The organism is Candidatus Dormiibacterota bacterium (assembly GCA_035544955.1).
In the GTDB taxonomy this organism is placed as follows: Bacteria; Chloroflexota; Dormibacteria; order CF-121; family CF-121; genus CF-13.
Window position 1 is genome coordinate 61,767 of the sequence record DASZZN010000044.1, and the last position, 25,495, is coordinate 87,261.

The 25,495-nt window shown below is 66.6% G+C and carries 23 protein-coding genes; 15 read left to right on the forward strand and 8 right to left on the reverse strand.

The annotated features are described in order from the left end of the window. Positions 1-8: 8 nt before the first annotated feature. Positions 9-911, forward strand: coding sequence for a carbohydrate kinase (locus tag VHK65_15885; GenBank protein ID HVS07629.1), 903 nt, complete (start codon positions 9-11; stop codon positions 909-911). A gap of 48 nt (positions 912-959) precedes the next feature. Here the strand turns inward: VHK65_15885 and VHK65_15890 are convergent, their stop codons facing one another. Further along, entirely contained in the window at positions 960-2,801 is a 1,842-nt protein-coding gene (locus VHK65_15890) for a DUF4013 domain-containing protein (protein ID HVS07630.1), read from the reverse strand. A 30-nt stretch (positions 2,802-2,831) separates the two neighbouring features. Here VHK65_15890 and VHK65_15895 point away from each other — a divergent pair, with 30 nt between their 5' ends. Next, positions 2,832-3,344: a nitroreductase/quinone reductase family protein gene (locus VHK65_15895; protein HVS07631.1), complete on the forward strand. Its 513-nt coding sequence runs from the start codon at positions 2,832-2,834 to the stop codon at positions 3,342-3,344. On the opposite strand, the gene VHK65_15900 is transcribed toward VHK65_15895, so the two are convergent. Continuing rightward, the gene (locus VHK65_15900) at positions 3,289-3,729 is read right to left on the reverse strand and encodes a TfoX/Sxy family protein (GenBank protein ID HVS07632.1); all 441 of its coding nucleotides are present in this window, start codon (positions 3,727-3,729) and stop codon (positions 3,289-3,291) included. The genes VHK65_15895 and VHK65_15900 overlap by 56 nt on opposite strands. A 209-nt stretch (positions 3,730-3,938) precedes the next feature. Here VHK65_15900 and VHK65_15905 point away from each other — a divergent pair, with 209 nt between their 5' ends. After that, complete coding sequence (locus tag VHK65_15905; GenBank protein ID HVS07633.1) at positions 3,939-5,492, forward strand: DHA2 family efflux MFS transporter permease subunit; 1,554 nt, start codon at positions 3,939-3,941, stop codon at positions 5,490-5,492. Between the two features lie 2 nt (positions 5,493-5,494). Then, the gene (locus tag VHK65_15910) at positions 5,495-6,175 is read left to right on the forward strand and encodes a TetR family transcriptional regulator (protein ID HVS07634.1); all 681 of its coding nucleotides are present in this window, start codon (positions 5,495-5,497) and stop codon (positions 6,173-6,175) included. Here VHK65_15910 and VHK65_15915 read toward each other — a convergent pair. Then, positions 6,172-7,089, reverse strand: coding sequence for a PhzF family phenazine biosynthesis protein (locus VHK65_15915; GenBank protein HVS07635.1), 918 nt, complete (start codon positions 7,087-7,089; stop codon positions 6,172-6,174). The two genes, VHK65_15910 and VHK65_15915, sit on opposite strands and share 4 nt — an antisense overlap. Before the next feature lie 28 nt (positions 7,090-7,117). Between VHK65_15915 and VHK65_15920 the strand changes: the two genes are divergently transcribed. Continuing rightward, a complete protein-coding gene (locus VHK65_15920) occupies positions 7,118-7,438 on the forward strand; it encodes a hypothetical protein (GenBank protein HVS07636.1) in 321 nt (106 codons plus the stop codon). On the opposite strand, the gene VHK65_15925 is transcribed toward VHK65_15920, so the two are convergent. Beyond that, entirely contained in the window at positions 7,435-7,968 is a 534-nt protein-coding gene (locus VHK65_15925) for a hypothetical protein (GenBank protein ID HVS07637.1), read from the reverse strand. The genes VHK65_15920 and VHK65_15925 overlap by 4 nt on opposite strands. On the opposite strand from VHK65_15925, the gene VHK65_15930 reads away from it, so the two are divergent. The 4 genes from VHK65_15930 to VHK65_15945 are packed head-to-tail and all read left to right on the forward strand — an operon-like array spanning position 7,955 to position 11,754. Beyond that, a complete protein-coding gene (locus VHK65_15930) occupies positions 7,955-9,094 on the forward strand; it encodes a low temperature requirement protein A (protein HVS07638.1) in 1,140 nt (379 codons plus the stop codon). The genes VHK65_15925 and VHK65_15930 overlap by 14 nt on opposite strands. Beyond that, complete coding sequence (locus tag VHK65_15935) at positions 9,091-10,230, forward strand: winged helix DNA-binding domain-containing protein (GenBank protein HVS07639.1); 1,140 nt, start codon at positions 9,091-9,093, stop codon at positions 10,228-10,230. Before VHK65_15930 ends, VHK65_15935 begins: the two co-directional genes overlap by 4 nt. A gap of 9 nt (positions 10,231-10,239) precedes the next feature. Further along, entirely contained in the window at positions 10,240-11,031 is a 792-nt protein-coding gene (locus tag VHK65_15940) for an isocitrate lyase/phosphoenolpyruvate mutase family protein (GenBank protein HVS07640.1), read from the forward strand. A gap of 54 nt (positions 11,032-11,085) precedes the next feature. Next, entirely contained in the window at positions 11,086-11,754 is a 669-nt protein-coding gene (locus VHK65_15945; GenBank protein HVS07641.1) for a CvpA family protein, read from the forward strand. Between the two features lie 2 nt (positions 11,755-11,756). Here the strand turns inward: VHK65_15945 and VHK65_15950 are convergent, their stop codons facing one another. Beyond that, positions 11,757-12,143 (reverse strand): nitroreductase family deazaflavin-dependent oxidoreductase, encoded by a 387-nt coding sequence (locus VHK65_15950; GenBank protein HVS07642.1) that lies wholly within the window; start codon positions 12,141-12,143, stop codon positions 11,757-11,759. A 114-nt stretch (positions 12,144-12,257) separates the two neighbouring features. Here VHK65_15950 and VHK65_15955 point away from each other — a divergent pair, with 114 nt between their 5' ends. The 4 genes from VHK65_15955 to VHK65_15970 are packed head-to-tail and all read left to right on the forward strand — an operon-like array spanning position 12,258 to position 15,926. After that, positions 12,258-13,250 carry an alpha/beta fold hydrolase gene (locus tag VHK65_15955; GenBank protein HVS07643.1) on the forward strand — a complete coding sequence of 331 codons (993 nt, stop codon included), beginning with the start codon at positions 12,258-12,260 and terminating at the stop codon, positions 13,248-13,250. Further along, on the forward strand, positions 13,247-13,546 hold the full coding sequence (locus VHK65_15960; GenBank protein HVS07644.1) for a hypothetical protein: 300 nt from the start codon (positions 13,247-13,249) through the stop codon (positions 13,544-13,546). Before VHK65_15955 ends, VHK65_15960 begins: the two co-directional genes overlap by 4 nt. Before the next feature lie 23 nt (positions 13,547-13,569). Then, on the forward strand, positions 13,570-14,904 hold the full coding sequence (locus VHK65_15965; protein HVS07645.1) for a cytochrome ubiquinol oxidase subunit I: 1,335 nt from the start codon (positions 13,570-13,572) through the stop codon (positions 14,902-14,904). Continuing rightward, entirely contained in the window at positions 14,904-15,926 is a 1,023-nt protein-coding gene (locus VHK65_15970; protein ID HVS07646.1) for a cytochrome d ubiquinol oxidase subunit II, read from the forward strand. Before VHK65_15965 ends, VHK65_15970 begins: the two co-directional genes overlap by 1 nt. A 41-nt stretch (positions 15,927-15,967) precedes the next feature. On the opposite strand, the gene trxA is transcribed toward VHK65_15970, so the two are convergent. Beyond that, complete coding sequence (gene trxA / locus VHK65_15975; GenBank protein ID HVS07647.1) at positions 15,968-16,426, reverse strand: thioredoxin; 459 nt, start codon at positions 16,424-16,426, stop codon at positions 15,968-15,970. Positions 16,427-16,535: 109 nt separating this feature from the next. Between trxA and VHK65_15980 the strand changes: the two genes are divergently transcribed. Then, a complete protein-coding gene (locus tag VHK65_15980; protein HVS07648.1) occupies positions 16,536-16,994 on the forward strand; it encodes a hypothetical protein in 459 nt (152 codons plus the stop codon). A gap of 325 nt (positions 16,995-17,319) precedes the next feature. Here VHK65_15980 and VHK65_15985 read toward each other — a convergent pair whose 3' ends face one another. Together VHK65_15985 and VHK65_15990 are read right to left on the reverse strand one after the other, a co-directional pair. After that, the gene (locus VHK65_15985; protein HVS07649.1) at positions 17,320-20,958 is read right to left on the reverse strand and encodes a hypothetical protein; all 3,639 of its coding nucleotides are present in this window, start codon (positions 20,956-20,958) and stop codon (positions 17,320-17,322) included. A 139-nt stretch (positions 20,959-21,097) separates the two neighbouring features. Then, a complete protein-coding gene (locus VHK65_15990) occupies positions 21,098-22,312 on the reverse strand; it encodes an MFS transporter (GenBank protein ID HVS07650.1) in 1,215 nt (404 codons plus the stop codon). A 70-nt stretch (positions 22,313-22,382) separates the two neighbouring features. On the opposite strand from VHK65_15990, the gene VHK65_15995 reads away from it, so the two are divergent. After that, positions 22,383-25,495: hypothetical protein (locus tag VHK65_15995; GenBank protein HVS07651.1), on the forward strand; the 3,113-nt coding region annotated here is incomplete at its 3' end.

Here is a 25,495-nt window from a genome sequence, read left to right on the forward strand (position 1 = left end):
AGCTCAGCATGGTAGTCGTGTGCGGCGAGGCGCTCATCGACCGGATTCCTGGCACCGACTCCCCAGGTGGCGGGCCCTACAACACCGCCAGAGCCCTCGCACGCCTGGGAATTCCAACCCAATTTCTCGGGCGCCTCTCGACCGATGCTCTCGGCCGGCGGCTGCGCGACTTGCTGGCGGCCGACGGCGCCGACCTCTCCCTCACCAGCTTTGGTCCCGAGCCGTCCACGCTCGCCATCGCCGATGTCGACCCCGACGGCCACGCTGCCTATCGCTTCATCATCGATGGGACCTCCGCTCCCAACTTGACCCGGCAGATGCTGCCGGCTTCGCTTTCCTCCGGTGTCCGCGCGCTGCATGTCGGCACCCTCGGCCTGGTGTTCGAACCGATCGCACCGACCATCGCCGGACTGGTCGAGCGTGAGCACGAGAACCTACTCGTGATGGTCGATCCGAACATCCGGGCGGCAGCCCTCAACGGGACGGCAGGCTATCGAGCGCGGTTAGAGCGAATCATCGCGGAGAGCACGATCGTCAAGGCGAGCGATGCCGACATGGCCTGGCTCTATCCGGAGGTCGAGCTCGTATCAGCCGCCCGTGCCCTGCTGGCTCACGGCCCCAGCCTTGTCGTAGTGACCCTCGGGGCGGATGGGGCCTTCGGGGTCTGCGCCGGCACGGAAGTCCGCGTGCCAGCTCCGATGGTTGACGTCGTCGATACCATCGGCGCCGGGGACGCCTTCGGCGCCGGCCTGCTTGCCTGGCTCTTCGACCACGACCGCCTGAGCCGGGATCTGCATCTGGAGCGCGAGGAACTCGGTGCCGCCCTCGAGTTCGCCTGCCTGGTCGCCTCGATCACCTGTACCCGGGCCGGCGCCGACCCGCCGCGTCGCACCGAGCTGCACTTCCCCTAGCCCGTGGTGATTGCAGGTGCTCGAAGAGTAACCAGGCGTTTAACTCAGCTATATCGGTTCGGCTCGCAGCGGAGGCGATTCCGTTAGGCGGGCATAGCGGCCGGTCAGGTAGGCGGCGACATAGCTCGCGTAGGGAAGCGTCACCAGCACGCCGACCGCCAGCGCGACGAGGCCGATGAACCCGATGGTCGCGAGCGCGAAGACCAACGCGCCGACCACGAGACTCAGCGCCAGGTTGACGCGTGCGCGGCGGACGACGGCCACCGGGTTCAAGGCACCGAGAAACCCGCGGTCCATGTACTGGCTGATGATGGCGGGCTCCAGCAGGGTCACCAGCAGCCCCCACACGCTGCCGGCTGCTGAGACAGCGCCGGCAACCTCGCCAGCGACAGACGACTGGTCGCTGACGACGGTGGACGGGATGCTGAGGAGGACGGACGGAATAATCCAGATCAGCACGATGACAAAAAATTTGAAGCCCTCCTTGGTGAGCTGCCAGCGATGATCCCAGGGTGGAAGCTCATGGGAGCCGGCCCGCACCACCCTCGTGATCCTCACGGAATAGCCGGTCAACAGCAGAAAGGGAACGATCAGCCAGAAGAACAGGATGCAGGCCGCGCCGGCGAGCAGCTTGCGAACCCAGTGCTCGGACCGGACGACAAAGGTGAGGGCCTCCCCCAGGTCGAGGTCGGCGGAGGGCCGCGTGGTCCGCGCTTCCGGCAGTCCCTGGGCGATAAGCAGCGCGGCGACCACCGTGATCAGCTTGTCGGGGAGATCGACGGCAGCCTCACCAAGTAGCGCGGCGATGACCCGCGGGGCATGGGCACCGTTGAGCGCGTTATAGACGGAGTCACCGAGTCGGACGCCGCTCTTGCCGCCGCTGATCAGAAAGTTGAGTGGCGTCGACACCACGGATGCGATTACGAAGGTGATCAACCAGAGCGCCACCCAGCCGCTCGCCCGCTTCTGCCAGTTGAGATAGCGAGCCAGCCCGGCGACGAAGCCGACCGCGAACGAGACGATGCTGTAGGGCGCCGCAATCGGGTCGACGGTGTTCGAGCTGACCAGGTTGCTGATGAATCCCACGCTGCCGCCCACCCAGGGACCGCCGACGACGCCGGCCAGCACGGTCCCGATCGAATCGAGAAAGAGCGGAAGCCCAAAGGTGACAGCGATCGCGCGACCGGCAAAGTTCAGGCCGAGGCACGCAAGGATGATGACGACCCCGACCGAGCCGAGGCTGAATCGTAGCGGGCCGGTCCAGCCCGCCGCCTGGAGCGACGCCAGCGTCCGCCGCAACGGGGCGCGCGCCAGGAAGAACACGACGACGAGGACGACGAGAACCAGGAGCGCGATCAGCAGCTGGTGTTCCGCCAGTTGGATCAGGGCCAGGATGGGACGGCCGAAGGCCGCGCCCAGTCCGACGAAGCCCGCGATGTAGACCACGTTCGCCGGAAGCAGGCCGACGAGGAACGTCCGTAAGGGCATCCGGCTCACGCCGGCGACCTGTGTCGTGTAGACGCGTAAGCCGGGAATGAGGCGGGCCGTGAAAACGGCGCGCCAACCACCGCGCTGCAGCATGCTCGCGGCGCGCTCCAATGGTTTACGGGCGTGCAGCGGTTCGGCCACCCGCATCAGCCGATCCCAGCCAAGGAGCTGGCCCACCTCGCGACCGATGATGGCACCCACCGTGATGCTCACGGCAACGGCGATCACCAGCGCCGCGGGATTCACGCGACCGCCGGCCACGGCAATGCCCGCGATGGCCAGGACCAGGTCACCAGGGGCAAAGGGCAGCGGCACGCCCGTCTCCTCGACGAACATCAAGACACAGATCACGACGATCAGGGTCGTGCCGTTGAGACCCTGAACCCAGGTGATCGGGTTCACTTGCCTATTTTCCCTGCTAAGGTCAGGTCAATGAACAAGGACACGTCTAGCAGCGCGCCGATCAAACGCCCCAGCGGCATCACCCGCTGGATGCTTCGTACGTTCATTCCGGTTGGAGTCTTCATGTATCGGCGTGGCATGAGTCGCAAGATGGGAAAGATGCAGCAAGTTCTGCTGACGACCACCGGCCGCAAGAGCGGACAACCTCATACCGTGCCGCTCGGCGCCGTTCGTGAGGAGGATGGCTGGGTGGTCATCGGATCATTCGGCGGCGCTGATGTTCATCCGAATTGGTGGCTGAATATGGTGGCGAACCCGAACGTCACCCTCCAGGTGAATGACGAGGTCATGAAAGCCCGAATGCAGGAGATCACGAACCCCGCGGACTACGAACGGGTCTGGAATACGGTGGTGGCGACTATGAAGGGATACGACAACTACACAAAGAAAACATCGCGCAAGATCCCCTCGGCTGGCTTCGCCCCGTCTAGCGGGCGCGGCGAGCCGGCGGGCCCTTTTTCCGGGTGGCTTTCGCGGCGGTAGCTTTCTTGGGCGCGGCTCTCTTCGCCGCCTTGGACTTATCCTTTGCCGGCATAGTGCGTGTCCATACAAGCGCAGTCACGATCCAGGCGCGCGTTGCGTCCGGCTTCTTCTGCCAGTCGCCCGGCACCACGACATAGCCCGTCATCGCCCGACCGGGCATCGGCTCGAACGCCCGGCCACCCTGTTTGCGGACCTTGGCCTGGTCGTCGTCGGATACCCGCACGAACAGGTCCTCGCCGAACAGTCCGCAGAACATGTTGCCGTTGACGAACCCGGCCAGGTTGCCGAACATCGGGCGGGTCGTGACCGCCGGGTCGGGAGGCACCAGCTGCAGAAAGGCCGCTTTCGCCTGCTCGCTCGGCTTGGGCATGGTCATCGGGCTCATGTCCGCAATCCTAGGCAAAGCGAGCGCCTGTAACAAGTTTGTACGGTAACTTGATTTTTGGAGTCACTAGTACTTTACTGTGACTATTCGGGGCGTCGCCCCACGCGAGCCGCGCCGGGGCCTCGCCCCACGCGAGCCGCGCTTCAGTGCGATGCGAGCGTTTGAGAGGTTAGTGCGATGCGAGCGTTTGAGACATAGGAGGTGACCCGATGAGCGTCAACATCCGGAAGACCGAAATCGAACCGTCCGCGCAGGGCCGCGCTGGCCGCTGGTGGGCTCTAGCAGCCCTCGTCATCAGCGGCCTCGTCATTGGCCTGGACACGACCGTCCTGATCACCGCCCTCCCCACCCTCTCGTCGAAGCTGGGCGCGAGCACCAGCGATCTACAGTGGATCGCGGCGGCCTACACGCTGACGCTCGGCGGCCTGTTGCTTCCTGGCGGTGTCCTTGGCGACCGCTATGGCCGCAAGCGTCTGCTCCTGGTTGGGCTCGCCATCTTCGGTGTCTCGTCGGTCATCGCGAGCCAGGCCACAACGGCACCCGAGCTGATTGCCATGCGCGCGCTGATGGGTGTTGGTGCGGCGCTCATCCTGCCACTCTCCCTCTCGATCCTGCCCAGCATGTTCACCGCGGAGGAGCGCCCTCGCGCGATCAGCTTCACGGCGGCCGGGGCCTTTCTCGGCCTGCCGCTGGGCCCGCTCCTCGCCGGCTGGCTGCTAACCCACTACGCGTGGGGATCCGTCTTCCTGATCAACGCTCCCGTCGTGGTCATCGCTCTGATCGGCGTCTGGTTTCTGGTGCCCGAGGGCAAGGATCCGCATCCGCGACCCTTCGACTGGGTCGGCGGGTTGCTTGCGGTCATTGGCGTCACTGCGCTGGTCTACGGCGTCATCGAGCAGCCGATCCATGGTTGGACGGACGGTCGGGTGCTCGCCGGCATCATTGGCGGGGCGCTCGTACTGACGGCCTTTGTCATCTGGGACCTTCATCATCCGGCACCCTTCGTCGACCTCCACAACTTCCGCAACCGGGGCTTCACCTGGGCCACGATGGCCTTCGTGGTCACCGGCTTCGGCCTCTTCGGCGTGATGTTCATTCTCACGCCCTACATCCAGATCGTCCTCGGCAACGATGCCCAGGCGACCGGAATCAAGCTGCTGCCGCTGATCGGCGGGGTCATCGTCGGTGCCGGCCTGGGCAACGTCCTGGCGGCGAGGTTGGGCGCCAGGGTGGGCGTCTCGGCCGGATTGGCCCTGACCGCTGCCGCTCTGGTCGGTTTCTCGCAAATCGGCGCAGACACCTCGTTTGCCCCCGTTGCGGCTGCGCTCGCAGTTATCGGCATCGGCATCGGCATTGCGCTCCCGACAACGCTCGACATCATCCTGTCCACCCTTCCGCCCACACAGACGGGGGCGGGCTCGGCCCTGACCAGGGCGCTGCAACAGATTGCCGCGACGTTCGGGGTGGCGATCCTTGGGAGCATTCTGAACAACGCCTACCAGTCGCAGATCGCACCTCACCTGGCGACATTGCCCTCCCAGGCTCGCGAGGTGGCGCTGAGCAGCGTTGCCGGCGCCCATGCAATCGCCGCGCATCTGCCACCATCGGCGGGTGGCGTGGTGGTGCGCGCTGCCAATGAGGCTTATGCGCACGGAATGTCGGAGGTGATGCTGGTCAGCGCCGGCCTGGTGCTAGCGACAGCTATCGCCATCGCCGCGTTCCTGCCCTCACGCATTACTGCCATGACCGCCGGAGACGACTGACGATGGCATCAGCAAAACCAGCGAAACAGCGTCCCAACCCCTCCCCCACTGGGGGAGGGCAGGGTGGGGGCCTGCGCGAGCGAAAGAAACGAAAGACGCGAGAGTCGATCCAGCGGACGGCCTTGCGGCTCTTCGAAAAGCAAGGCTACGAGGAGACGACGATCGAGCAGATCGCCGCCGCCGTCGAGATTTCACCGAGCACGTTCTTCAATTACTTCCCGACCAAGGAGGACGTCGTCCTCTACGACGCCTACGACCCGCTGGCCATCCGGATGTTCCTCGAGCGCCCCAAGGACGAGCCGCTGAATGTCGGCCTCCGCAGGGTGCTCGAAGGGCTGGCGGCGGCCTTTCAGCGTGACGAGCAGATGATTCTCGCCCGCGGCCGGCTGTTCCTGGAAGTGCCGGAGTTGCGGGCGCGGATCGGGGACGAGATCGAGCGGACGCAGGTGATCCTCGCGCAGATGCTGGCGGAGCGGACTGGCCGGCGCCCGGATGACTTCGAGTTACGCGTCACCGCCCGCGTCGTCACCGGCGCGGTGTACGAGGCGACCATTGAATGGATGCGTAGCAACGGTCGTCGCCGCCTCGTGGAGCTGTTCAACCGCGCGCTCGATGTGGTCGAGTCGGGTGCCCGACTGAGCACGGTTGCCCGCACGAAGCCGCGGAATCGCCGGCGATCCTAGCTCCTTACAGATAACTCCGCCGTCATCACCGGGACCACCGAGCCCCCCACCTCGATCTGGCTCGGTAGCTCGGCACCCGCAGAATACACAAGGAGAATACGAATGAAACTCTGCCGGCCCATCTTCGTGCCCTGCTCGCTGACGATGGAGACCTTGGAAGCACGAGGGATGAGGCCATAGCGCACGGCGAAGGCGCCCAATGGCCCGCTCGCCGCGCCGGTCGCCGGGTCTTCGGCAGTGCGCGATGCGCTGTGGGACCCGAACATGCGGCTATAGAGACGACTGCCACCGCCGGCCGCAAACAGAAAGACCGGCGGAAGCCCGTGTGGATCCAGGACGCTGGTCAATCCTTCGCCGCTCGAGACCGCACGATCGACGGCCGCGGCGTCCTTGAGGGCCACGTAGACGAATGGCACCCCGGTACTGACGATCTGGATCGGCACCTCTGGTAGCAGATCAGTGAGGGTCAGGCCCAGGGCGGCGGCCATGTCCACCCGCTCTTCGATCACCTCGCCAAATTTGACAGGCGGATGCGACATCCACAGCACGACCCCTCCCTCGCCGCGATCGACCCGCACCGGTATCAGGCCCACGCTCTCTTCCAGCGTGAACGCGGCGGCATCGGAACCGACCAGCCCCTCATCGATCAAGACCCATCCCGTCCCCACGGTCGGATGGCCGGCAAAGGGCAGCTCGACGTGAGGGGTGAAGATCCTGACCTTCGCGGCATGCTCCCGCTTTTGAGGCGGTAAGACAAACGTCGTCTCCGAGAGGTTCGTCTCCCTCGCGATCGCCTGCATTTGCGTATCCGAGAGCCCATCGGCCTCTAACACCACCGCCAATGGGTTTCCGGCAAGTGCCCGCTCGGTGAACACGTCGACCCATCGCAGGCGATACCGGCACTCGTTTGCCATGCATTAACCATAGACTTCCCACCAGCCGATGGATCGGACCTATCGCCCCACCCTGGTCGTCCTCTTCATCGTCACCCTCGGCGGGTTCGCCTTCGCGTTCATCAGCGGCTTCTCGATCGGCCGGTTTGTCGTCGTGCTGCCGCTGCTGGTTACGGCCTACGCCGTGACCTACGGCCGAGGCCTCCGGCTGGCGCTGGCGGGCTTTGCCGCTGCCGTCGGCCTCTACCTGCTGCTGGCATGGCTCACCGATTGGGTCTATGACTGGGGGATTTTCGTCGACCTACCGATATGCACGATCGCCTACGCGATCGCGTTCGTCCGCCCTCCGCGACGAATCCTAACCGCCTAACTCCAGATGCTGATCACGCTTTCCGGGGCGCCGACTCGCCGAAGCTCGGCCAGCGTTTCAGTCTTGAGTCGATCTCCCCGTGCTCGGTCGCCACGTTCGACATAGTGCTCGGCCAGATGTCGTCGTGGATGGACGTAGCTATTACGGACCAGCGCCTCGCCGATTGTCTTTGCGGTGAACCACGAGAACGGCCGGTCGCCGATCGTCGCCCAGAGATCCTGGAGGTCCGCGAGGCGCGTCTGCGCTAGGACCGCTGCCTCCTCGAGCGAGATCCCGGCGTCTCTCGCCAGCTGTGCAGCGTTGACGCCGTCAATGTCGCCGGGCGGTCCCGAAACCGGCAACCCACGGCTGGCCTCGATCAATGAATCACGCAGGCGGGTACGCCAGGCGGCGATGTGCGCCATGAGAAGGCCAGCCGACCATCCGCCCGGAAAGTCGGGCTCGGTCGCCGCCTCGGCAGCGAATCGCCGCTCGGTTTCCCCTTGCGACTCGAGCAGCGAGGTAATCTCGGGGACAGTGAAGCCGGCCATTCCGTCACCATATTCTGCCGATTCGGCCGAGCCGCGCGTCACGTCGCTCGAGCTGTTCTTCGACCTGGTCTTCGTATTCACGATCACCCAGCTGACGAGCCTGCTCGCTCGCGACCCCAACCTCACCGGCCTCCTCCAGATGCTGCTGATTTTTGGCAACGTCTGGTGGATGTATGGCGGCTATGCCTGGCTTACCAACGCGGTTCCGCCGCGCGAGCTCGGCGTGCGTCTGCTCCTGCTCCTTGGGATGAGCGGATTTCTTCTCATCGCGCTCGCCATCCCGACGACGTTTGCCGCGGGCGGGATCGCGTTCGGGGTGGGCTACATGATCGTCACCCTCGTTCACACCGGTGTCTTCATGCGGACCTCGCAGCAGAGCGCCATCCAGGCGCTCATCGTTCTCGGGCCGTCCAATCTGTTTACCGCGGTCCTGCTGCTTGCAGCTGGCTTCACGAACGGCGGCCTTCGCTGGACGCTGTTCGCGGCCGCCTTCGTGCTCCATTGGGTCACGCCGTACTTCGGCAGGACCGGCATGTTCCGGATCCGCGTCGGCCATTTCGTCGAGCGACATGGTCTGATCCTGTTGATCGCCATCGGCGAATCGGTGGTCGCCGTCGGCATCGGCCTCGGAAACGCCGCGCTGCCCATCGGTCGGATCATTACCGCCCTTCTGGGTCTTGCACTGGCTGCGTCACTCTGGTGGCTCTACTTCAACGGCGATGAGGAACGCGCCCATCAGGCGATGGAGCGGGCCCCCGAAGAGCGCCGACCGTGGTTGGCGGTGCAGGGCTTCGGCTACATCTTCCTGCCACTCCTCGGCGGCATCGTCGTCGTGGCAGCCGGCATGAAGCTTGCCGTCGTTGGCTACGACGAAGCCGCAACGGTGCCGACGGCGCTCTTCCTCGCCTCCGGCGTTACTGCGTATGCGATTGGCCTGGTCCTCTTCCGCTGGCTCTTGCAGAGCGGCCCGCTCAGCGTCCGGCTCGCCATCGCGGTCCTTGCCCTGCCTACCGCCCTGATCGGCACCGCCATCACGCCGCTCGCCCAGGTTGGCGCGCTGGTTGCCATCCTCGTGATTGGTGCGATCGCCGACAGTGTAATGACCAACCGCCGCTCGGTCCGTTGAGCCCAACGCGCGGCTCCGGTACCGTGCTGAGTCAGCGCGCGCTGAACCGCGCCCTGCTCGAGCGACAGCATCTGCTTCGCCGCCGGAAAGCATCAGCGGCTGAGGAGATCGAGCACCTGGTGGGGATGCAGGCCCAGGTGCCCAATTCGCCGTACGTCGGGCTCTGGACACGGCTCGAAGGATTCCAGCCCAACGACCTGGCGAACCTGATCAACACGCGACGCGCGGTACGACTCGGATTGATGCGTAACACGATCCACCTGGTGACCGCCCGCGACTCCCTCGCGCAGCGGCCCCTGTATCAACCGCTCTTCCACCGCGGGTGGCAGACATCGTCGTTCGGTCGCAACCTGGCTGGCATCGACATGAGTGCGGTCATCGCCGAGGCAACCGTGCTGATGCAGGAGCGGCCGCGCACGTTTGCAGAGCTCGGTAAGCTCCTGCAGCGCCGTTGGCCGGACCGCGACGCGACCTCGCTTGCCTATGCGATCCGTTACCTGGTCCCGATCGTCCAGGTCCCACCGCGCGGCATCTGGGGCAAGAGCGCCCAGCCCACCTGGACGTCGACCGACCTTTGGCTCGGGCGTTCCCTTGCGCCCAAGCCCTCGATTGAGAGACTGGTCGTGCGCTACCTGACCGCCTTCGGGCCGGCGACCGTCGCGGACGTCTCGGCCTGGTCGGGGTTGACCGGGCTCCGAGAGGTCGTCGACAGACTTCGGCCCAAGCTTCGAACCTTCCGGGACGAGCGCGGCCGCGAGCTCTTCGACGTGCCGGATGGTCCGCTACGCGATCCCGATACCCCAGCGCCGCCGCGCTTCCTGCCCGAGTACGACAACCTCCTTATCGGTCACCATGACCGCACCCGCGTCATCGACCACGCCTACCGCTACGTGATATTTGCCGGGACGCTCCTCGTCGATGGCTTCGTCCACGCCACCTGGTCGATCAAGCGGGCACGCGAAACTGCCACCCTGACGATCGAGCCTTTGCGGCGCCTCACGAAAACCGATCGGCTCGCGGTTTCGGAGGAAGGCGAGCGGCTGTTGACCTTCGCCGCGAGCGAGGCCGCGGGGCACGACGTCCGGATTACCGCCGTCGCGACCTCCCCTCCAATGGCGCCGCAGCTCCGTCGCTAAGGTAAGGCCATGAACAGACAGCAGAAGAAGGCTGCCGAGTTTCAGGCTCTGCATGCCGGCAAGACATTCGTGATCCCAAATCCGTGGGATGTCGGCTCGGCGCGTGTGCTGGCGGCGCTCGGATTCAAGGCGCTGGCAACGACGAGCTCTGGTTTCGCGTTCACCCTCGGACGGCTCGACGGCCAGGCGACGCTGGATGAGGTGGTTGAGCACGCCGCCGCGCTCGACCAGGCGACGGATCTGCCCGTCTCTGTCGACCTGGAAAACGGCTACGGTCCCGATCCGGAGGCTGCGGCGGTCGCGATCCTGCGCGTCGCCGAAGTCGGTGCTGTTGGAGGATCCATCGAGGACTACGATCCCGCCGGTCGCATCTACGAGCTGCGTCACGCAGCCGAGCGGGTTGCTGCAGCGGCTCAGGCGTCTCGCAGGCTGGAATTTCCGTTCACGTTGACCGCGCGAGCTGAGAACCACATCCGCGGCCATCCGGATCTTAACGACACGATCGCTCGTCTCCAGGCATTCGAGGCCGCAGGTGCCGATGTGCTATACGCGCCCGGGCTGCGCACCGTCGACGAGATCCACGCCGTCTGCGAAGCGGTTTCGAAGCCGGTAAACGTGCTCGCCGTCGCGGGCCTCACGTTCGCTGACCTGGCTGCCGCCGGCGCACGCCGGGTGAGTGTCGGCGGAGGCTTAACCTGGGTCGCGGTCCGAGCGATGGTCGATGCGGCGGAAGCGATCCGTGATGCCGGTGACTTCTCGGCGCTCCGGGCGAGACTCCCGCTTGACGAATGGCTGGCCTAAGGGAGAGCGCCTGGGGTTGAGTTCCGCGCCCCGATAGGGCACAATGGCGTCGCCATGAACCTGGTTGACCTGGCGATCGTCGTCGTGATCGGGCTCGGCATCCTGATCGGCTGGAAAAACGGCCTGGTCGGCCCCCTGCTGGCCGAGGGTACCTTCCTGCTCGCGTATTGGATCGTCTCCACCCATCCCAGCCTCGTGAGCATCATTCCGGCCAGCGTTCCGAGGCCGCTCGCCACCCTTATTCTCCCCGTCGTTCTTGGCCTGGTCGTCGGATTCGTCGGCCGCACGATCTTCATGTCTCTCTTCCGGCTGCCCTTCACCCGAACCGTTGACAAACTGCTGGGCGCGGCGGCCAACGGCGCTCTCGCCTTTGTGATCGTCTATGTCGTTCTGCTCGGAATGGTCGGCGCCGGAACGGTACTAGACCCGCTCACCCGGGTGGCTTCGATCCGAGCGAGCCAGGTGACGGCGATGCAGATGTTGCTGGCCCAGAACCCGCAGGTCGCTGGGTTCGTTCCGTCAGGCGAGCTCGGCCAGCTCGCCGCCGTTTCTTCGGTCCATCCCGTTGCCTTTGGGCAGCTCGGGCAGTACGCGCAGGTGATCAACTACTACGAAAACACCCTGCGCCCGCAACTCGCGACGAGCCGGCTGGCGCCGCTGGTGATTCAATATGGCGCGCACCTACCGATCATCGGCCGGCACGTGACGTTGCCGAAGGGCTGAGACTACCCCGGCAGGATCTCGAAGACTGGATGCTTGTCGGCTTCGGCCGCGAAGCGCTCGACGGGATCACCGGGCTTCGCGTTGAAGTAGGGCTGGACCCGCGCAAATGTCTCCATGTACTTCTTCAGCAGCGGTGCCGCCTCTGCAGGCTTGACCTCCTGAAGTCGTACCGTTTCCTCGCGACCACGAGATTTCACGCGGGCGCGGCCGCCGGCAGCCCGCACGTTCTGCACCCAGGCGACTTCCCCGTAGGGCGCCATCGCGTAGCGGCGCGCACCTTCGACCTGTAGCGTGATCGGGGTCGAGCGGAGCTCCCCCGTTTTCCGGCCCGGCACGGTCAAAACGACTGTGTTGCCTGTCGGAATGCCAAGTCGTATTACGCCTCTCATTAGCCGGTTGAAGGCCTTCGTTCCCCCGTCGAGCGCGTATTTCTTCGCCACGGTGCAAGCTTAGCCCGACGGACTCCAGCGTGACCAAAGACGCCATGGTCGCGTTCCATGGGCATGGCGTGGAGGCGCGGCGTCGCCGCCTTGATGACCCTGGTGGGTCTGCTGACGCTTGGGTACGTGGGGATCTCGAGCTACATCGCCGAGCAGCTTGTCTATGCGGCCCCCAGGCCGATCGTCAAGACTCCAGCCAGCATGGGCCTTCGTTTCGCCGATGTCACCTTTCCGAGCCGTGACGATCAGATCAACCTTAAAGGCTGGTTCATTCCCGGCATCCTCCCGGACGGCAGGCTCACGGTCGATCGCGTGATCGTGGCCGTTCACGGCACGCGAACCAACCGGGAGAGTCCCGACGACCACCTGATGCAACTGACCGGTGCACTTGCTCGCAATGGCTTCGGAATCCTTGGCTTCGACATGCGCGGAATGGGCGAATCACCCCCGGCGCCTCTGTCGATGGGGAATCTGGAGCAGCGCGACGTGCTTGGGGCCGTCGACTTCCTCCGTTCCGGCAAGCTGCCCTTCCCCGAGCTCGGCCGGCCGCGGATCATTGGCGGCCTGGGAATGTCGATGGGGGCTTCCACCTTGCTGCTGGCGGCTGCCCGCGAGCCCGCCATCCAAGCCGTGGTTTCCGATTCCGCCTACGCCGACGCGGCGCCGCTGCTCGAGCGCGAAATCCCGAAACAAAAAGTTGCCGTGATCGGGCGGATCCCTGGGGCGTTGGCACCGTCGTCGCTCGTGATGGCGCGCATCCTTTACGGCGTCGACCTCTTCGGCGCCCGGCCGGTCGACTCGATTGCGAGGATCGCACCACGGCCCCTTCTCCTCATTCACGGCGCGGCAGATGACTACGTCCCGATCAGTAACTTCCACGCGTTGGAGGCGGCCGCTACGGCGCCCGCCACGGCGCACGTGACCACCTGGATCGTGCCAAAGACACGCCACACGCAGGCCTTCAAGAACACCGGCGACGTTTACCTCACCCGTGTCGTCGCGTTCTTCAACGCCGGCCTTGGCGCCGACCGTACCGCGGGGGGAGGCGGCACATGAGGGTGTTACGCCCGCTGCAGCCGGCGGCCGTGCTGATTGCGCTTGCCGTGGTGCTGATCGCCGCAATCACCATCGTCCGGGCCGTCAGCGCCGCCGCCGGCTTTCTGGTCGAGCGGCAGGTCGTTTTGATCCTCTGGATAGCCGGCCTGCTGATGGCCGGCGCGGTCTTCGCCTGGGTCGTCAGGCGCTCACTGCGGGCCGACGCAACCCGGTCGGGCCTATTGCTGATGACGCTGACGGTCCTCCTGCTGGCGTCACCACTGGCCTTGATGCTGCTGCAGCATCCAGCCCCTTAAATCCGCCATGCTGAAAGGCAACGGTGGACAACGTCACCCTCTCCCGGGCCATCATGGGGACCTCACTCGGGTTCCACATCATCCTCGCCGTCCTGGGTGTGGGCATGCCCCTTTTGATGCTGGCCGCCGAGGGCATCGGGCTCTGGCGGCACGACGCGGCGTGGCTCGCACTGGCCCGCCGCTGGGGCAAAGCCTTCGCGCTGATCTTCGCCATCGGAGCGGTCTCCGGCACCGCGCTGGCCTTCGAGCTCGGGCTCCTCTGGCCGGGCTTCATGGCGTTCAGCGGCAGCATCATCGGACTCCCCTTCTCGGCCGAAGGCTTCGCCTTCTTCATCGAAGCGATCTTTCTCGGCCTCTACCTCTACGGGTGGGACCGCCTTTCGCCGCGTGCCCACTGGCTGTGCGGGGTGCCGGTAGCGATTTCGGGTGCAGCGTCATCTCTCTTCGTTGTCATGACGAACGCCTGGATGAATTCTCCGACCGGCTTCGTAGCGGCCGGTAACCGGATCCTCCGCGTCGATATCCTGGCCGCCGCCTTCAACCGCTCGACACCGACGGAAGACATCCACATGCTCGTGTCCGCGTACCTCGTCACCGGCTTCGCGGTCGCGGCCGTCTATGCCGCCGGCTTTCTTCGCGGCCATGGTGACGCGCTGCACCGGCGAGCCCTGCCGTTGGCAATGGTCATGGCCGTGGTCGCCGCCGGGCTGGCCGGGATCACGGGCGATACCAGCGCGCGCTTCGTCGCCGATGACCAGCCGATCAAGTTCGCCGCACAGGAAGGGCTCTTCCCCACCACATCGCGTGCGCCGCTCCATATCTTCGGTCTGCCGCTCCCCGACCAGAGTCGCATGGTGCTGGCGATCGAGATCCCCGGCCTGCTGAGCTTCTTGACGAAAGGCAACCCCAACGCGACGATCCAGGGACTCGATGCCTTTCCCCGCGACGTCTGGCCTAACGTGGTCATCGTCCATCTGTCCTTCCAGCTCATGGTCGGGCTTGGTATCGCGCTTGGCCTCTGTGGTCTGCTCTACTGGCTGCTCGCGTGGCGGCGCCGTGGGCCACCAACGGACCGCTGGCTCCTGCTCGCGCTGGTCGCGGCGGGACCCGCCAGCGTGGTGGCGATGGAAACGGGTTGGTTCGTCACCGAGTTCGGCCGGCAACCCTGGATCATCTACGGCGTCATGCGCACCTCTGCCGCCGCGACATCGACTCCGGCGCTGGGCCCGACGTTCGCCATCTTTCTCGTGCTCTACGTTGCGCTCGGTCTCACGCTGACGCGCCTGCTGCTCCTCCTCGCCCAACGCGAACGACGGCGGGCCGCCATCATCCAAGCGCGGGAAATCCCGCGACCCTGATGACCAACTTGACGCTCGCCGACGGCATCGCAGCGATCCTTTTGCTCGCCCTGACCGCCTACGCGGTGCTGGCTGGCGCGGACTTCGGCGGCGGCGTCTGGGATCTCTTCGCGTCTGGCCCTCGGAGGAAAGCGCAGCGGACCGCGATCGCGGGAGCGATGGGACCCGTGTGGGAGGCGAACCATGTCTGGCTGATCTTTCTGCTTGTCGGCCTCTTCACCGCCTTCCCCACGGTGTTCGCCGCGCTGAGCGTTGCCCTCTACCTGCCATTCACGATCGCATTGCTGGGCATCATCCTGCGCGGCGCGGCGTTCGCTTTCCAGGCCCACGGCGAGGAGGCCGTTGGCGAGCTCGCGCCCTGGGGCTTCGTCTTCGGCGCCGCCAGCATCATCGCGCCGGCGTTTCTTGGAGCCGCGCTGGCCGCTGTTGCCACGGGCTCGGTCCGGGCCGCCGGCGGACCGGATGTGACCACGGGTTGGATTAGTTGGCTTGCCATCGACATGGCCTTACTGGCGATCGCCCTCGCCGCCTACCTCGCAGCGACCTACCTGATGGTCGAAACGGAGGACGACCCGCCCCTACAGGCCGATTTCCGCCGGCGCGCCTTCGGTGCCGCGATCGTCTCCGGCATCCTGGCCGTGGCTGGCCTCGTTCTCGCCTGGCGACAGGCACCGCTGTTATGGTCCGACCTCACCGGTCGAGGCCTCTGGCTGTTGATCATCGCGCTGGCGAATGGTCCGATCGCCGCGCTCGCGGTCTGGCGCGGGTCGCCCAGGATCGCCCGAGTCGCGGTGGCGGCGCAGATGGTCTTCGTCCTCTGGGCGTGGGCCGTCGGCCAATGGCCGGCGCTCGTGCCCCCCGACTTCACGATTCACGGGAGTGCGGCGACAGAGACCACCCTGCGCGCGCTGACGATCACGATAGCCGTGGGGATGGTCGTCCTCGCGCCATCGCTATGGCTGCTCTTCCACGTCTTCAAAGGCCGCAACCCAGCCGCGGCGCTCACCCACCCCAGCCCCTAAGATTTGTCCCGGGAAACTGCCCCTCCGGCGGTTTCCCGGCCCTACGTCTTTGCGGCCGGCTTGGGCAAATGTTGGTCGACCCAGCTCCGCAATGCCGGTTCAGGGTAGGCCCCCGTGATGCGCGCGATCTCCTTCCCGTGATCGATCAAGACAAGGGTCGGGATGCCGCGAATGCCAAACCGCTGGGACAGGTTCGGCGCGTTATCGCTGTTGACCTTGACAAGCTTCAGCTTGCCGGGCAGATCCGTCGCAATCCTTTCGACGACAGGCGACACGATCCGGCAGGGGCCGCACCACGGTGCCCAAAAATCGACCAGCACCGGCAGCGCGCTTTGCTCGACGACCGCCGGATACTCCGCCTCACCGCTTTCGGCCAGCCATGGCAACGTGTGGCCGCAGTTGCCACAATGCGGGACGCCGCCCGCCGCCGGTGGGACGCGGTTCATCTTGCCGCAGTTTGGGCAGCGGACCAGCGCCGGTTCGTTCGCGGTGGCGTTCATCAGCTCGTCACGCGGACGGGGCGGACTTCCTCCTACTTTTGATCATAGGCTCAAGCCCTCCGCTTTCCCCGGCGGAGGGTCGGGGTGGGGCCCGTAAGATTGACGGAGCGTGCGGATCGGAATCCTCGTCATTGCTACCGGCCTCGTGCTGTCGGGATGCGGACAACAGCCGACCTTTTACGCGGCCCACAGCTACAACTGCTGCATCGAAAACACGGGGAACCTCACCTGGCACGCCGGACAGAGCGTCGCCCTCCACTGGCAATCGACACCCGCGGTAATGACGACCGACTCCAACCGACACGCTATCTTTCTCTCCGTCAGCCTCACCGGCCCTTTCGCGAGCGTCGACGCGCTCAAACAGGCGACAAGTCATGGCTCGAAACCGGCCGGGGTGAGAACTATCACGGCGGCTCCGGTCTCCGCGAACGATCGAACGGTTGAAACGCCAGCCAGCCAGCTCGACCTGCCCGCGGATCTGCCGCCCGGCTACTACAACCTTGGAACGCAGGCGGCCGTAGGCAGTGGGTCGGCAGGTGGAGGCGCAATCGTCATCGTCGTCCCTTGAGACCCCGTCGTCTCCTTGCCTGAGCCGCCGGTGTGAGCGTGTAGCCTAGTGGCTTCGCATCAGGCGAAAAGGAGGCGCGATAACCATGGCCCAGCAGTTGGATACGACAAAGGGGTGGTGCTGCGACGGACGAACCTGGTCGGAGCATGCAGAGCACGGCGGGAGCGGGAAGTGCTGCCAACCGCAAGGCAAGCAGATTAACGACCTTCCGGCTGAGGGCAAGCGCAAGGCGCAGGAGCGGATTGCGGGGATGCGTGATGCAGGCTGATTAGTCGAGTTCGTCGTCGAGCGTTCGGACGCCTCTGGGGGAGGGTCGGCGTGGGGCCTACGTCCAGTCGTTCCAGGAGCGGGTCATCGCGACCCGGGCGTCAGCAAAGCGCGCGCGCAGCACGGCAAGCGCAGCCGCCCCGACCAGGAGGAGAATCGCGACCAGGCCGAAGACGATGAAGAGCGGCACTTGCTGGATGAGGATGACGAGCGCGCGCAGGCTGGCGAGCGCCGCACCGGCAGCGCCGGCAAGGACGAGCGCCCGGCTGCGGGTCGCGATGCCGACCAGCAATGCCGCGGTTGCCTCACAGAGCAACAGGCCCGTGTACAGGGACGCTGACGTCGTCGGATCCAACGTCTGAAAGGCGGTCGTCCCCAGCAGCCCGGCCGATCCGATCCCGATCAACGCGTTCGCGAGCGACGGCAGTGGCGCCTTGAACCGGCGATCGGCATGAAGCATGATCCCGCCGGCCACCAGCGCCAGTCCGGGAGCCACCACGTACCACTGGACGTTATCGGCGCCGAGATAGCGCGCGATCCAGTAGCTGCCGAGTGAGGCGGTGATCAGCGCGGCGTAGTCGAAGGCCGGCGTCGCACTGATCCGTGCATCGACCGCCAACATCAGCGCCAATGCCCAGATGGCGGCAAGCGCGGCGAAGGCCGCGGGGTTGCCGGTCGTCGAGAAATCAGTAACGGCAAAGCAGGCCAGCGCGGTGAGCGCCATCAGGGCCAGCCCGCTGTAGCGATGCATGCCCTTCCAGATTTCGCGCTCGGTCCGGCGCCACGCAAAGCCCGCCGCGTAGATCGCCCAGGCGACCAACGTGAAGGTCAGCGGGTACCATTGCACCGCCGCCGAACCTGCCGCGAGCAGGCTGAAGAGGCCGAGCGCGCCGGTCAGGCTGGCAATTGGCACGCCGTAGGGTTCGTCCTCGACGGCGGTCGCCACGTAGATCGCGGCAGCGTAGCCGACCAACGCGATGCCGAGGATCGTCCGTTCCTCCTGCTGCATGCCGAGGTAAACGACGCCGGCCGCGACCGCCCCGGCCCATGCGTAGAGGGGCAAGCGCCACCTCTGGGCCGTGCCGAAGCGGTGCAGCACAACGGCGACGACGGCGTAGACCACCGGCAAGGGGCTGAACATCAGCTCGAGGGTGCTCGGCCCGGGGTTCGGTGGCGGCGGGACCACGACCTTCAGCAGCCAGTACCAGCCGTAGGTGAAGAATGCGCCCGCGAGGTAGAGCCACTCCGGCCGTTTGCTGTCGACCGCCATGAAGGTGCTCATCGCGCCGGCGGTGATCAGGATGGCTACGCGGAGCCAGTCGTAGTCCACCGGGAGGGCGGCAGCGATGACAGCCTGAACGACCGCCGTCACATATAAGAAGGTATGCATCCGGGTTCCCCGGTAAAGGCGGGCGACGATCGCCTTGCCGACCGCGAGCGCCAGGAACTCGACGGCTAGCGCGTTCAGGTCGAGGCCCAGCGCCTGGTTCGCGGTGATTGTGGTGAGTGTCACGCCGATCGCGACCGTCCACTGAATCGACTGCCGCTTCGAAAGCCAGGAGTAGAGCGCATAGGCGGCGGTGAGTACTCCGAACGTCCAGGCGAGGTACGTGAAGGTGGGCTGCGACGCCTGGCCTGCGCCGATCTCGCCAAGCGCCATGTACAGACTCCATGCGATCGCCATCGCCGCGACGGCATGCACAAACGGGGCGGCGACCCGCGCGAAGGCCGCGCCCAGCGAGCCGAGGCGGTCGCCGCGGAACGCCAGGAGGCTGAACAGGAACGCGAGCGGTGTGAGCGCGAGACCGCGCCAATCACCGAGCTGCAAGAGCATCACGTCGGCGATCCAGGCGCCGACGAGCGCGCCCAGGCTGAGCGCCGGCGCAAGCCGATCGCCACGGAGGTGTGCGTCAAGTCCGTAGAGGACCGCGATCACTGTCAACCCCGCCGTCGTCGGGTACCACGCTGATCCGGCGGATGGATCGGCCATCGTTGCGGTCGCGTAGATCGACCATCCCGCCGCGACGCCTGCAGCACCGGTGATCAACAGCTCCGGTTCGGAAGCGAAAAGGTTGCGGATCACCGGGCGCCGCGAGGCGACCACGATGTAGAAGGCCATGACCGGCGTGAAGGCCAGGCCGCGCCACGGCCAGATCTCCGTGCCATTGAGAAGGCAGAACCACGCGAGGCCCAGCGCAACCATCGCCGCCAACCCGCCATAGCGCTGCGCGGACAGCGTGGCATACCACGCATACAGCAGCGCGACGATGGCCAGCGACGCCGCGGCGATCAGCCACGCCTGATCGGGAGAACCGCTGAAGACGGTGGTGGCCGAGTAGGCGGTCCATAGCAACGCCAGCACAGCCGCCAGGTGAATGAAGGACTCACCCCAGGTCGCGAGCACGACGTCAACGCCGGGAATCCGCCGCGAGCGATAGGTCGCGAGGATATAGATGGCGATCAGCGGCGTGAGCAACAGACCCGTGAGCGGCTCGAGGTCGATGATGTTGAGCGCGGCCACCCATGCGACAGCGAGGAAAAGCATCGCCACGGCGCCGCCTTCCGCGCGCTTTGTCTGCAACCCGTACGCGACATAGAGGATGGTCACCAAGGCCGCGGTCACTGCCACGATCTGCCACTGGTCGCGGACCGGTAGATCGATGGCGGAGATCGCGGTCGCGGCGATCGCGCCGAGAGCGGTCACGTGGATCGCCCAGTCCGCAAGCCGTGAGAAGGCGGCATGAAATCTCGAGAAACGCCCCGACCGGTGGGCGATGACGAGGTAGACGCCGGCAGCGGGGGTCAGCAGTGACCCTCGCCAGCGCCCGGCGTCGACGAGGTCGAGGGCAGCATCCCAGGCAACCGCGAGCGCGAGCAGGCTGAGCAGCGCGTAGCCCTTCGACTCGAGATTGACGGCGAGCGCCCCGTAAAGGAGCGCACACGAGGCCGCGGCGATGGCGATCGCGAGGTCACGCGAAAGACCGTACTGCTGCAGCAGGAGGAAGACCCAGGCGGCGATGAAGGTCAGCGGCACCATGAGCGCCGCGATGGCGATGTAGGTCCGGCCGACCAGTCGCATCATGGGCAACCGGAAGCAGATCCAGCCGGCGACACCGAAGACGAGGTTGAGGACGAGTACGCCCACAAACCGAGCCGTGCTATCGACGGCAGTGAACGCCGAGAGCTCGAAGAGCAGGGTCGCCACGATCAGGAGGAAGGCGCCGACATAGGAGAGGATCAGGATGCTGCGATCGGCGAAGAACTCTCGCAGCGACCGGCTGGGAGCCGCGGGCGGAAGTGCAGCAGCCGTCGGCCGAGGCACGACAGCAGCCGGAAGCTCGGGCTGATGAATCTCCCTTTCCGCTTGAGGAGCCTCTTTCCCTCCCCGGCTCGCGGGGGAGGGTAGGGTGGTGGGGGCTGTTGCCACCATTCCTCGAGCCGCAGCGAGCACGTTCTGGGCGGCGTCAAGCCGAGCCTGGTAATGCGTCCTCAGGGCGTCAATCGCCGCCGGCGTCAGCTCACCCGCCGGCTCGAGTCTGGCGATCTCCTCGTTGAGGATGAACTTCAGCCGCTGGGCCTCCGCCTCGACGAGGCCGAGCGCGAGCGGGGTGAGCCGGCCATTCTTGAGCACGGCGGCGGCCCGCTCGACGAGATACGCGCCGCCCTGGCCCTGCATGCGCTCCCAGTCCGTGCCCATCTCTATTCGTACCAATGCCGTAACGGCCAAAATGGCACGGGCTGGCGATCGTGCCCCTCATACGCCCTCCCCGACTTGCGGGCGGGCCCGTCGGCCCATGCGAGCGGCGCTCTAGTGCCATGCGAGCGTTTTGAGACGTTCAGGGGTGGAAGTGTGCCCGCGGCTCGCGGGCCCGAAGGCCGACCAGCGCCGCGAGAACGAGGGCAATGGCGGCGGCGACGATGAGGCCGGCCCGAATGCCGGCGACCGAGGCGACGATGCCACCGAGCAGCGGGCCGAGGCCGAAACCCAGGGCGATCGCGCTCGACACGACGCCGAAGACGGTCGCCTGCACGATGGCCGGCGCCTCGAGTCCGGTCATCGCCCCGAACGCCGGGCCCAGGGCGCCGCTGAAAAAGCTGGCGGCGACGAACCCGGCGATCACGAGGGGGGTGCTGGCGGCACCCGCCGCGCCGAGCAGCGACAGCCCCAGCAACAGCGCGCCGACGGTGATCAGCCTCCGGTAACTCGTTCGCCGCAGGAGACGGTGATACGTCAGCGAGGCCAGCGCCGTCGCAATCCCGCCGGCGGCAAACGTGACACCGGTCAAGGCCTGTGCCTGCTTCGCACCGGTGAGGTCGATCAGACGCAGGACCACAAGCTGCTGCGCAGCGCCGTAACTCGTCTGCTGCAACCCCTGGGCGACGATCAGCACGGCAAGGGCGCCTACCGTTCCGGCTCGCGCCAGGCGAAGCACCTCCATGGTGCGCGGCGCGGCCGCGCGTGCCATCCGCCGGGGGCTCTCCCGGACCAGGAGCAGCACGGGCACCGCCGCCAGCAGCAGCATCGTGCCGCCGGCAAGGAAGATCGCCCGCAACCCGATCAGGTTGGCGGCCAGGCCACCGGCGGCGGGCCCAACGGCGCTTCCCAGCGAGATGGAGGAGCTGAGGATCCCCAGCGCCCAGGCGAGGTGCGGCGCGGGCGTCTCGGTCGCGACCAGCGCGGTGGCCGCGGCGACCGTCCCCGAACTCGCGCCCTGGACCCCACGAAGCACCGTCAGTTGTAGGGCCGATTGCGCCAGGCCCATCAGGCCCACTGAGATGCCGCCGCCGATCATGGCGCGTACCAGCATCGGTTTGCGGCCATAGCGATCGGCCAGCCTGCCCCAGATCGGGCTGGTCAGGGCCAGCGCAAACCCGGTCGCGCTGGCGGCAATTCCGGTCCAAAAGGACAGTTGCGGGCCGTTGGGAATGTGCAGCTCCTGGTGGAGGAACAGGGGCAGAAACGGGAAGGCGAAGGAGAAACCCAGGATGGCGGTGAACTCAGCCAGCCAGAGGGCGGCCAGGTTCCGGCGCCAGTTGACCGCCGTCAGCACATAGTAAGGATGCCGGAGTCGGGCTGCCTAGGCGACGGCTTTTGCCGTTCGCCTGCGTTTAGTTACCGACATGGCCCGCCTGGGCCACCGCGGGGGGACTCTCGCCCTTTTGCTGGCGGCCGCCGTTATCGCCGTCGTCGTTCCGTCGATCCCGGCCGAGTCGGCCGGGCAATGTGCGACGCCCGGACGCGACGGCACGGCCACCCTCAACGGCGTCATCAACACCTATTACCCCGGCAGCGGCACGGCGTCGGGGGCAGGCGCGATCACACTGGGGGCGGCAACCGGCGCCGCGTCGCCGATCGCGATCGGCGACCTGGTCCTAGTCATCCAGATGCAGGACGCCGCCATCAATTCGACCAACACCGGCGCCTACGGTGACGGCGTCGCGGGTGATCCGGCGACCGGTTGGACCGCCCTCAACAGCGCCGGCCTCTACGAATACGCGGTTGCGACGAGTGCGGTCCCGCTCGCTGGAGGCAGCCTGACCGTCAGCAGCCCGCTGATCAACACCTACACGCAAGCGGCACCCACGGCGACGCAGGGCCAGCGCGACTTTCAGGTGATCCGGGTGCCGCAGTATGTCGCGGCGACCCTCACCGCCGGTCTGACCGCCGCCCCCTTCAACGGGTCGACCGGCGGGGTGCTCGTCTTCGACGTCGACGGCGCGCTCAATCTGAACGGCGCGGCCGTGAGCGTCAGCCAGGGCGGCTTCCGCGGCGGGCTCGGCCGGCAGCTGGCCGGCGGGGCGGGCGGGACCGGCACCGATTACGTGAACCTCAGCGCCAACCCTTTTCATGCTCAGAAAGGCGAGGGCATCGCCGGGACGCCGCAATACGTCTTCAACTCGCTGACCGGCGCGACCGCGAACAACCTCGTCGACGGCTATCCCAATGGCAGCACCGCCCGCGGCGCCCCCGCGACGGCGGGCGGCGGTGGCACCGATCCCAATCCGGCCGCGAATGACCAGAACACCGGTGGTGGCGGCGGGGCGAACGGTGGCGCGGGCGGTATGGGTGGTAACTCCTGGAACACGAACATCGCAATGGGCGGCTTCGGCGGCAGCGCCTTTCCCGCAACCGCCGCGCGCGTGACGGCCGGGGCCGGTGGCGGCGCAGGGACGCGAAACAACTCCGGCGCGATCGCCAACGCGAGTAGTGGCGGCAGCGGCGGCGGAATCGTCATGATCCGCACCGGCAGCGTCACCGGCGCGGGCACCCTCACCGCAAACGGCGGAACGGGCGTGGTACCGGACAACGATGGCGGCGGTGGCGGTGGCTCGGGTGGGAGCGTGGTCGTCGTCACGCAGACCGGCGGCCTGGCCGGTCTCACCATCAACGCGCGTGGTGGTGTGGGTGCCAACGCGTGGCCGGTCTCGGCCGGTGGCGGTGGCGTCAACTACCACGGCCCCGGTGGTGGTGGTGGCGGCGGCGTCGTCCTCACGACCAGCGCGCCAACCACGGTCAGTGTTCTTGGCGGGATCAATGGAACTACCACGACGGACCTCGCGGCGTTCGGCGCGACGCCGGGCGCCGGCGGGACCAGCGCGATCATCACGGCGGGCAGCATCCCTGGCGCCGGCTCGGGTGCGTCCTGCACCTCGGACCTCACCATTGCGAAGAGTCACACCGATCCATTCGTTCGCGGAAGCACCGGCACCTATGCATTGACCGTGAGCAACCTCGGAGGCACCGCCACCAGCGGCACGAGCACCGTGACCGACACGCTGCCAGCTGGGCTGACCCCGACGGCGGCGTCGGGTGCAGGCTGGACCTGCGGGATCGTCGCGCAGACCGTGACCTGCACCAGCACGGCGGTGGTCGCGTTCAACGGATCCTTCCCGGTGATCTCGATCACCGTCAACGTCCTCCAGTCGGCCGCCAGCACGGTGACCAACACCGCCACCGTTTCCGGAGGTGGCGAGGTGAACACGGCGAACGACACCGCAACGGACCTGACCAACGTGGTCTCGAGGGCCGACATCGCGGTGGCCAAGATCGCCAGCAGCGGCACGGTCGTGGTCGGATCCAACGTCACGTTCACGGTCACGGTCACCAACAATGGGCCGTCTGACGCCACCGGCGTGCAGATCACGGATCCGCTTCCGTCCGGGCTCGCGTTCGTCTCGGCGACGCCCAGCCAGGGCACCTACACCAGCGGCACCGGCGTCTGGAACATCGGCGCGATCGCGAGCGGCGCCTCCGTCACCTTGGCCCTGACCGCAACCGTGACGGCGACGGGTTCTCTCACCAACACCGCGACCAAGACGGCGGAAAACGAGACCGACCCCGTTGCCGCGAATAACAGCGCGAGCGTGACGATCACGGGCCAGGCGCCGGACCTCACGATCGCCAAGTCGCACGTCGGATCGTTTGTCCGCGGATCAACCGGTAACTACAGCGTGACGGTCAGCAACATCGGAGCCGCCGCCTCCAGCGGTTTGGTGACCGTCTCCGATACGCTGCCCGCCGGACTCGCGCCGTCGGCGGCGTCAGGGACGGGTTGGACGTGTGGCGTCGCGGGCCAGGCCGTCACCTGCACCCGTTCCGATGCGCTGGGCGCCGGCGCCTCGTATCCGGTGATCACGATCGCCGTCTCGGTTAGCCAGGCAGCGACCACTCCCCTCGTCAATACCGCGACGGTCGCCGGAGGCAACGAGATCAACACCGCCAACGACTCCGCCTCCGATTCGACGACCATCACCTCACAAGCCGATGTCGGGGTCACAAAGATCGCCAGCAGCGGGACGGTCACGGTCGGCTCGAACGTCACCTTCACGATCACGGCGAGCAACTTCGGGCCATCGAATGCGACCGGTGTCCTGGTGTCCGATCCGCTGCCGGCCGGGCTGACGTATGTCTCGTCCGTTCCCTCGCAGGGCACCTACACCAGCGGCACGGGTGTATGGAACATCGGCGCCATCGCGAGTGGCAGCTCGGTCACGCTCTCGCTGATCGCGAGGGTGACCGCGACTGGCGCCCTCATCAACACGGCGACCAAGACGTTCCAGAACGAGCCCGACCCCAACGCGGGCAACGATTCCTCGAGCGCAACCGTCAATGGGCAGGCTCCTGACCTGACCATCACCAAGAGCCACACCGATCCCTTCGTGCGGGGGACGACCAACACCTACCAGCTGCTGGTGAGCAACATCGGCCCGGTGGCAACGAGCGGCACGGTCAC

Coding starts and splice junctions, on each gene's coding strand:
- VHK65_15885 (HVS07629.1), top strand. CDS start 9: ATGGTAGTCGTGTGCGGCGAGGCGCTCATCGACCGGATTCCTGGCACC.
- VHK65_15895 (HVS07631.1), top strand. CDS start 2,832: ATGAACAAGGACACGTCTAGCAGCGCGCCGATCAAACGCCCCAGCGGC.
- VHK65_15900 (HVS07632.1), bottom strand. CDS start 3,729: ATGAGCCCGATGACCATGCCCAAGCCGAGCGAGCAGGCGAAAGCGGCC.
- VHK65_15905 (HVS07633.1), top strand. CDS start 3,939: ATGAGCGTCAACATCCGGAAGACCGAAATCGAACCGTCCGCGCAGGGC.
- VHK65_15910 (HVS07634.1), top strand. CDS start 5,495: ATGGCATCAGCAAAACCAGCGAAACAGCGTCCCAACCCCTCCCCCACT.
- VHK65_15915 (HVS07635.1), bottom strand. CDS start 7,089: ATGGCAAACGAGTGCCGGTATCGCCTGCGATGGGTCGACGTGTTCACC.
- VHK65_15920 (HVS07636.1), top strand. CDS start 7,118: ATGGATCGGACCTATCGCCCCACCCTGGTCGTCCTCTTCATCGTCACC.
- VHK65_15925 (HVS07637.1), bottom strand. CDS start 7,968: ATGGCCGGCTTCACTGTCCCCGAGATTACCTCGCTGCTCGAGTCGCAA.
- VHK65_15940 (HVS07640.1), top strand. CDS start 10,240: ATGAACAGACAGCAGAAGAAGGCTGCCGAGTTTCAGGCTCTGCATGCC.
- VHK65_15945 (HVS07641.1), top strand. CDS start 11,086: ATGAACCTGGTTGACCTGGCGATCGTCGTCGTGATCGGGCTCGGCATC.
- VHK65_15950 (HVS07642.1), bottom strand. CDS start 12,143: ATGAGAGGCGTAATACGACTTGGCATTCCGACAGGCAACACAGTCGTT.
- VHK65_15955 (HVS07643.1), top strand. CDS start 12,258: ATGGCGTGGAGGCGCGGCGTCGCCGCCTTGATGACCCTGGTGGGTCTG.
- VHK65_15960 (HVS07644.1), top strand. CDS start 13,247: ATGAGGGTGTTACGCCCGCTGCAGCCGGCGGCCGTGCTGATTGCGCTT.
- VHK65_15970 (HVS07646.1), top strand. CDS start 14,904: ATGACCAACTTGACGCTCGCCGACGGCATCGCAGCGATCCTTTTGCTC.
- trxA (HVS07647.1), bottom strand. CDS start 16,426: ATGAACGCCACCGCGAACGAACCGGCGCTGGTCCGCTGCCCAAACTGC.
- VHK65_15985 (HVS07649.1), bottom strand. CDS start 20,958: ATGGGCACGGACTGGGAGCGCATGCAGGGCCAGGGCGGCGCGTATCTC.